This is a genomic window from Saccharomonospora iraqiensis subsp. paurometabolica YIM 90007 (genome assembly GCF_000231035.2).
Classification (GTDB): domain Bacteria; phylum Actinomycetota; class Actinomycetes; order Mycobacteriales; family Pseudonocardiaceae; genus Saccharomonospora; species Saccharomonospora paurometabolica.
Window position 1 is genome coordinate 125,566 of sequence record NZ_KI912218.1, and the last position, 6,855, is coordinate 132,420.

The following is a 6,855-nucleotide window of genomic DNA, read 5'->3' on the forward strand; positions in this document are numbered from 1 at the left end:
TCGCCCGGGGGTGATGGCGCAGGTGCCGCTGCGGCACGGGCCGGTGCCGCTGGTGGACCGGGCGTTCGTGCGCGCGGCGCGGCGGGTCGGGATCGAGGTGCACACCTGGACGATCAACGAGCCGGCGCGGATGCGGGCGTTGCTGGACCTCGGGGTGCACGGGATCGTGACGGACCGGCCGGATCTGCTGCGGGACCTGCTGCGGCACCGGGGGGCGTGGCCGCCGGGGACGGCGTGACCCGCGGGGTGACCCCGCGCGGACATCACCATCACGGGTGAGTGTGGTCCCCCGAGGGAGTAGTCTTCGCCGGTCACTGTGATCAGCGTGCGAGGAGCCGGTCATGTCCAGCGTTTCCGGCGGTCCGGCCCCGGCCGCCGATGTCCGTCAGCGTCGTCGTGAGCAGCGCGGCTGGTACTTCTACGACTGGGCGAACTCCACGTTCTACACGTCGGTGATCACCGTGTTCGGTGCGTTGTACATGAGCACGGTGGCCGCCGACGACGCGCGGGCGGACGTGGCGCGGAACGGTCCGACGCCGTGTGTGGGGCCGGACGGGGCGAGCGACAACCTGCACAACTGCGACATCGGCCTGTTCGGGTTGACGTTCCCGGCGGGGTCGTTGTGGGGGTATCTGCTGGCGGCGGCGACGGTGGTGCAGGTGCTCGTGCTGCCGGTGACCGGGGCGATCGCCGACCGCAGTCAGTACAAGAAGCGCATTCTGGGGTTCTTCGCGTTCCTCGGGTCGGCGGCGTCGGCGTTGTTGTTCTTCGTGGCCGACGGGCGGTGGGAACTGGGCGTGGTGTTGTACATGGTGGGCAACATCGGCTACGGCGCCTCGTTGGTGACCTACTACTCGTTCCTGCCGGACATCGCCTCGCCGGACGAGCGGGACGACGTGTCGTCGAAGGGGTGGGCGTTCGGCTACCTGGGCGGTGGTGTGGCGCTGGCGTTGCAGTTGGCGTTCTACCTGGGGCACGAGTCGTTCGGGGTGAGCGAGTCGACGGCGGTGCGGATCTGTTTCCTCAGTTCGGGTGTGTGGTGGGCGTTGTTCACGCTGATCCCGCTGCGGCGGTTGCGGGAGCGGCAGCCGCCGCACGGCGCCGAGCACGGGGCGTCGGTGGTGCGGGCCGGGTTCACCGAGCTGCGGAACACGATTCGGCACGCGCGGGCGTTCCCGCTGACGCTGGCGTTTCTGGGGGCGTATCTGGTCTACACCGACGGGATCTCCACGGTGGTGTCGGTGTCGGCGCAGTACGGCAAGGAGGAGTTGCGCTTCGACAACGAGGTGTTGATCGCGACGATCCTGGTGATCCAGTTCGTGGCGTACGTCGGTGGGGTGACGCACGGGTTGGTGGCGCGTCGGGTCGGGGCGAAGAAGACGATCCTGGGCAGTCTCGTGGTGTGGATGGGTGTGCTGGGTGGTGCGTACTTCATCGAGGTGGGGGCGCAGTTGCAGTTCTACGCGGTGGCGGCCGGGATCGGGCTGGTGCTGGGGGGCACGAACGCGTTGTCGCGGTCGCTGTACAGCCAGATGATCCCGGCGGGCAAGGAGGCGCAGTACTACTCGCTGTACGAGGTCGGTGAGCGGGGCACGTCGTGGTTGGGGCCGTTGTTGTTCGCGGCGGTCGGGCAGGCGACGGGCTCGTTCCGGTACGCGATCATCGCGTTGCTGGTGTTCTTCGTGGTGGGGTTCGTGCTGGTGGCGTTGATCCCGGTGCGGCGGGCGATCGCGGCGGCGGGCAATCCGGAGCCGCGGGTGTTGTGAGGCCGGTGGCCGGGTCGTGCGCGGGGGTGCCGGTGGTGCACCGCTCTCCCCTGCCGGGTGTGCCGCGTGCTGCGGATAGGGTGCTGCCTCGTGAATGTCCCGGATGACGTGCATGTCGACCCGGCCGACGCCCCCACCGGCGCCCCGGCCGGTGCGTTGTCGCCGGCGCCCGGCGTCTCGCGGGGCCCGGGCGCGGCGCGGGTGGGTCGGGTGAAGTTCTTCTACGGTCCGATGGACTGTGGGAAGTCGACGTTGGCGTTGCAGATCGACCACAACCTCGCGCGGCAGGGCAGGCAGGGGCTGTCGTTGGTGCGGCACGACCGGTCGGGGTCCGGGCGGATCAGCAGCCGGATCGGGATCGCCCGTCGCGCGGTGGAGGTGCGGGGCGACACCGATGTGCGGGCGGTGGTGCGGCGGTCGTGGGAGCGGGGCAGGCCGGTGGACTACCTGGTGGTGGACGAGGCCCAGTTCCTCTCCCCCGGCCAGGTGGAGCAGCTGGCGGAGCTGGCCGACGAGGTGTGCGTGGACGTGTACTGCTTCGGGATCTCGACGGATTTCCGGGGCGAGTTGTTCGCGGGAGCGCGCCGGTTGGTGGAGCTGGCGGACGAGCTGGAGCCGGTGCAGGTGGAGGTGTTGTGCTGGTGCGGACGGCCGGGCCGGTTCAACGCGCGGGTGGCCGACGGTGTGGTGCTGCGGACGGGTGACACGGTGTTCGTGGCGGACACGGTGGACGGTGCGCCGGACGGGGACGTGTCCGGCGCCGGTACCGGGGACTCGGACGCCTCCGCTGCGGAGGTCTCCTCCGGTGGGGTGAACTCCGACACGACACGGACGTCGACGGAATCGGCTACCGTGCGTTACCAGGTACTTTGTCGTCGGCACTTCCGCCGTGGCGAAGTGGGGCCGGATCCGTCCGGCCCGGGGCAGCTCCAGCTGACGTGACCGGGTTCCGGTCGCGGGCGGTTGGGGTGCCCTCCAGACCGTCCTCACCCGGGTGGGGGAGATCACCGAGACAGGAGGCCGTACCGCGTCACAGGATCGCGTCAATGGTCTCCCTGTGGGAGCAAGCTGTTTTCAACACGGGTGACGTGGTTCACCGCGCGTGGCGGACGGGTGGTCGGGAATGCCGCCGACCGTCCGGGACGTTGCACTCGGTGAGCACGACCCTGGCTCCACGCGTGGAGCCGACCGAAAGGACCCATCATGGCCGACCGTGTTCTTCGTGGAAGCCGGTTGGGTGCGGTCAGTTACGAGACCGACCGTAATCACGACCTCGCACCCCGGCGCACCGTGCGGTACTCGTGCCCGAAGAACCACGAGTTCGAGGTGCCGTTCTCCGACGACGCCGAGATCCCCCCGACGTGGGAGTGCCGCCTGCACGGCACCGAGTCGGAGATCATCGACGGTGGGCAGTCGGAGCAAAAGGAGGCCAAGCCGCCGCGGACGCACTGGGACATGCTGCTGGAGCGGCGTTCCATACCCGAACTCGAGGAACTGCTCAACGAGCGGCTCACCGAGCTGAAGAACCGCCGGGGCCGCACGGCCTGACGAGCGGTGAAGCCGGGAGGCCCCCGGTCCGTGCCTTGCACGGACCGGGGGCCTTCTGTGTGCGGCCGGCTCCCCCGGCCCGCATGCCCGGCGGGTGGTCGGGGTGGCGCCGTCCCGTGGGCCGGTCAGAGGAAGGCGGTGACGCCGTCGTAGTCGCCCCGCGCAGCGGGGCCCGTGGTCGCGTACTCGATCAGCAGCAGGCCGTTGGGGGTGGCCTCGTGGTGCACGAGGCGGAGACCGGCGGTGGTGTCCGGGTCGGTCAGCAGCCGCCGTCCGGTCCCGAGGACCGTGGGGGCGATGACGAGGCGGACGGTGTCGACCAGGCCCGCCCGCAGCAGCGCGTCGCCCAGGCGGGCACTGCCGTGTATCTGGAGTTCCCGGCCCGGTCGTCGTTTGAGGTCGGCGACGGTGCGGCGTGGGTCGCCGGTGAGCACCGTCGTGGGGTGCCAGGTCGGCTCGGTTCCGGTGTTCGACACGACGTACTTGGGCAGGGTGTTCATCCGCCCGGTGAACGGGTCGGCCGGGTCGGTGATCTCGGGCCAGTCGCGGGCGAACGCCTCGTAGGTGCGGCGGCCGAGCAGCAGCCCGTCGGCGAGGTCGAGCCATTCGGAGGTGCGGCGGACGAAGGTGCCGTCGATGTGCGGCACCAGCCAGCCGCCGCGGGTGAAGCCGTCACTGGTGTCCTCGTCCGGGGAGCCGGGCCCCTGGCTGACCCCGTCGAGGGTGACGAACCCGGTCAGTGCGAGCTTCACCGCGGGTCCCCGCTCTCGGCGAAGGCGGCGAGTTGGGCGGCGACGGTGCCCCAGCCGTCGGTGAAGCCGAGTTTCTCGTGCCGGGCGCGGGCGTCCGGGGCGGCGTGTCGGGCGTGCATGCGGTAGTCGGTGCCGTCCGGGTGGTCGTCCAGGGTGATGGTGGCGGTCATCGCGACCGGGGCGGGATCGGCCGGGCGCCAGGTGCTGTCGACGGCGTTGGTGAACACGATCCGGCCGGGTTCTTCGACGACGAGGAAGCACGCGTCCAGGTGCGGGACGAACTCGGTCCCGTCGTCGCTCATCCGGGTCACGAACGCCCCGCCCGGGCGCGGGTCGAGGTGGTCCACGCGGCAGCGGGTCGGGGCGGGGATCCACCACTGTGCGAGCCGGGACGGGTCGGTCCAGGCGCGCCACACGGTCGCGCGGGGGGCGCGGATGATCCGGTGCAGGGTGAGGTCGAGATCGGGGTCGAAGGTCACTGCGGTCGCTCCTGGTGGTCGGGGTCGGCTCGGTCAGGGTCGGCTTCGTCGGAGTCGGCTCGGTCAGGGTCGGTGACGAACTGTTCGAGGCGGTCGGTGCGCTGCTCCCAGATCCGGCGCTGCTGGGCGAGCCAGTCGTCGACGAGGGCGAGCCGCTCACGGTTGAGCACACAGGTGCGAACGCGTCCGGTCTTGACCGTGTGGACGAGGCCGCTCGCTTCGAGTGTGCGCACGTGTTTCAGGAACGACGGCAGCGTCATGGGAAACTCGCGGGCGAGGTCGCCGACGGTGGTGGGCCCGTGGCCGAGGTGGCGGACGACGGCCCGCCGGGTCGGGTCGGCGAGGGCGACGAACACGCCGTCCATCTCCGCCGAACAGTTAGCCATGAGGCTAAGTATGTGGGTGGGGGGTGGCGAGCGCAAGACGCGGCCGTGGGAGTGGCCGACGCGCTGCCGCGCGGGTGCGGGACCGCTCCCCCGTGTCCGGGGGTGTCAGCGGCGGGCGAGCCGGTGGCGCAGGTCGCGCACGGCGGGGTGGCGGCGCAGCTGGGCGCGGCGCCGGTGCAGGCCCCAGCGGGCGACGTTGACCATCGCCTCGCCGATGATGGAGCCGTTCATTTTCGACTCCCCCAGTTCGCGTTCGGTGAAGGTGATGGGCACCTCCAGCACGGTGAACCCGGCCTCGGCGGTGCGCCAGGTCAGGTCGATCTGGAAGCAGTAGCCCTGGGAGGCGATCTCGTCGAGCGCGAGGCCGGCCAGCACCTCGCGGCGGTAGGCGCGGAACCCGGCGGTGATGTCGTTGACGGGCACGCCCAGCGCGACCCGCGAGTAGAGGTTGGCCAGCCGGGACAGGGCCTGCCGTTTGCGGGGCCAGTTGACCAGTGCCCCGCCGGGGACGTAGCGGGAGCCGATGACGAGGTCGGCTCCGTGCAGCGCGTCGAGGACGCGGGGCAGGTCCTCGGGGGCGTGCGAGCCGTCGGCGTCCATCTCGACGAGGGTGGCGTAGTCGCGCTCGAGTCCCCAGCGGAACCCGGCGATGTAGGCGGCGCCGAGGCCGGCTTTGCCGCCGCGGTGCACAACGTGGATCCGGGGGTCGTCGTCGGCGAGTTTGTCGGCGACCTCGCCGGTGCCGTCGGGGCTGCCGTCGTCGACGACGAGGGCGTGCACCGTCGGCAGTGCGGTGTGCAGCCGCTGCAGCAGCGGCGCGAGGTTGTCCCGTTCGTTATAGGTCGGGATGACCACCAGCACCGGGTCGGTCGCCGCCCTGTGCCGTGTCCCCTCCGCCATGCTGCTCCCCTTCTGCCGTGCTCGCGTGCGGGGCGTCGACCGCCCGTGTGTCCGTGGTGTGCCGTGTGCGGCCGCGGAGCCGGAGCGCACCGCCAGTGGCGACCGCGGCGGCCGCGGCCACGACCAGGGTGTACTCGGTCCAGGGGCCGAGCCGGTCCGACAGCGTAGTCTCCCGCCGCAGGGGCATCTCGGCCACCAGTGAGGTGTCGGTGTAGGTGTCGGTGGCGGTGCGCACGCTCCCGTCGGGGTCGACGATCGCGCTGACGCCGCTGGTGGCGGCCACGGCGACGGCGCGGCCGTGTTCCACGGCGCGCACGCGGGACATGGCCAGTTGCTGGTGGGTCATCTCGCCGCGGCCGAACCAGGCGTTGTTGGTGGGGGTGACCAGCAGTTCCGCACCGTTGTTCACGAGGTCGCGGGCGGGGTGGTCGTAGGAGATCTCGTAGCAGATGACGGTGCCGACGCCGGTGCCCGCGGTGTCCAGCACGACGGGGTCGGTGCCCCACCGCATGTCGCGGGTGTTGCCGAGGAACGGGGTGAACAGTGCGGCGAGGTCGCGGGCGGGCACGTACTCGGCGAACGGGACGAGTTCGCGTTTGGTGTAGTGCCCGGTGGGGCCCTGGCCGGGTTCCCACAGCACGGCGGCGTTCTCCGTGGCGGTGGCGCCGTCGGGCCGGTACAGCGCGCCGACGAGGGTGGGGGTGTCGAACGCGTCGACCATCGCGTCGATGCGGGGGTCGTCGCCGTCGGTGTCGGTGGCGGTCTCCGGCCACACCACCAGGTCCGGGTCGGGCACGTCGCCGGTGCGGATCCGGTCGAGCAGGTCGGCGCTCTCGGCGAGGTGGTTGGCGCGGAGGGTGTCGCGTTCGCCGAGCAGGCCGATGCCGACGTCGGGGGCGTTGCCCTGCACCAGCGCCACGGTGCGGGTGCCTTCCTGGGCGTCGGTGCCGACGGTGGGCCACACGGCCAGCCCGGCGACCAGTGGGACGGCGGCGGTGGCGGCGGGCGCGATCCAGGACCGGCC

9 protein-coding genes are annotated in these 6,855 nt (G+C 71.6%); 4 read left to right on the plus strand and 5 right to left on the minus strand.

Annotation, left to right across the window (positions count from 1 at the left end):
• The 4 genes from SACPADRAFT_RS0207775 to SACPADRAFT_RS0207790 form a co-directional block, all read left to right on the plus strand.
• The coding region (locus tag SACPADRAFT_RS0207775; protein WP_084258351.1) for a glycerophosphodiester phosphodiesterase family protein at positions 1-238 on the plus strand (238 nt) is incomplete at its 5' end.
• A 103-nt stretch (positions 239-341) separates the two neighbouring features.
• Positions 342-1,766: an MFS transporter gene (locus SACPADRAFT_RS0207780; RefSeq protein WP_007025819.1), complete on the plus strand. Its 1,425-nt coding sequence runs from the start codon at positions 342-344 to the stop codon at positions 1,764-1,766.
• A gap of 90 nt (positions 1,767-1,856) precedes the next feature.
• Positions 1,857-2,708: a thymidine kinase gene (locus SACPADRAFT_RS0207785; RefSeq protein WP_007025820.1), complete on the plus strand. Its 852-nt coding sequence runs from the start codon at positions 1,857-1,859 to the stop codon at positions 2,706-2,708.
• Between the two features lie 261 nt (positions 2,709-2,969).
• Entirely contained in the window at positions 2,970-3,314 is a 345-nt protein-coding gene (locus tag SACPADRAFT_RS0207790; RefSeq protein WP_007025821.1) for an RNA polymerase-binding protein RbpA, read from the plus strand.
• Positions 3,315-3,439: 125 nt separating this feature from the next.
• Here the strand turns inward: SACPADRAFT_RS0207790 and SACPADRAFT_RS0207795 are convergent, their stop codons facing one another.
• The 5 genes from SACPADRAFT_RS0207795 to lnt all read right to left on the minus strand — a co-directional run.
• Complete coding sequence (locus SACPADRAFT_RS0207795; RefSeq protein WP_007025822.1) at positions 3,440-4,066, minus strand: dihydrofolate reductase family protein; 627 nt, start codon at positions 4,064-4,066, stop codon at positions 3,440-3,442.
• Complete coding sequence (locus SACPADRAFT_RS0207800) at positions 4,063-4,545, minus strand: SRPBCC domain-containing protein (protein ID WP_007025823.1); 483 nt, start codon at positions 4,543-4,545, stop codon at positions 4,063-4,065. Before SACPADRAFT_RS0207800 ends, SACPADRAFT_RS0207795 begins: the two co-directional genes overlap by 4 nt.
• Complete coding sequence (locus tag SACPADRAFT_RS0207805; RefSeq protein ID WP_007025824.1) at positions 4,542-4,931, minus strand: ArsR/SmtB family transcription factor; 390 nt, start codon at positions 4,929-4,931, stop codon at positions 4,542-4,544. The genes SACPADRAFT_RS0207800 and SACPADRAFT_RS0207805 overlap by 4 nt, the downstream gene beginning before the upstream one ends.
• Before the next feature lie 105 nt (positions 4,932-5,036).
• Positions 5,037-5,831 (minus strand): polyprenol monophosphomannose synthase, encoded by a 795-nt coding sequence (locus SACPADRAFT_RS0207810; RefSeq protein WP_028662309.1) that lies wholly within the window; start codon positions 5,829-5,831, stop codon positions 5,037-5,039.
• On the minus strand, positions 5,767-6,855 hold a 1,089-nt coding region (gene lnt, locus SACPADRAFT_RS26215), incomplete at its 5' end, for an apolipoprotein N-acyltransferase (RefSeq protein WP_007025826.1). The genes lnt and SACPADRAFT_RS0207810, both read right to left, overlap by 65 nt.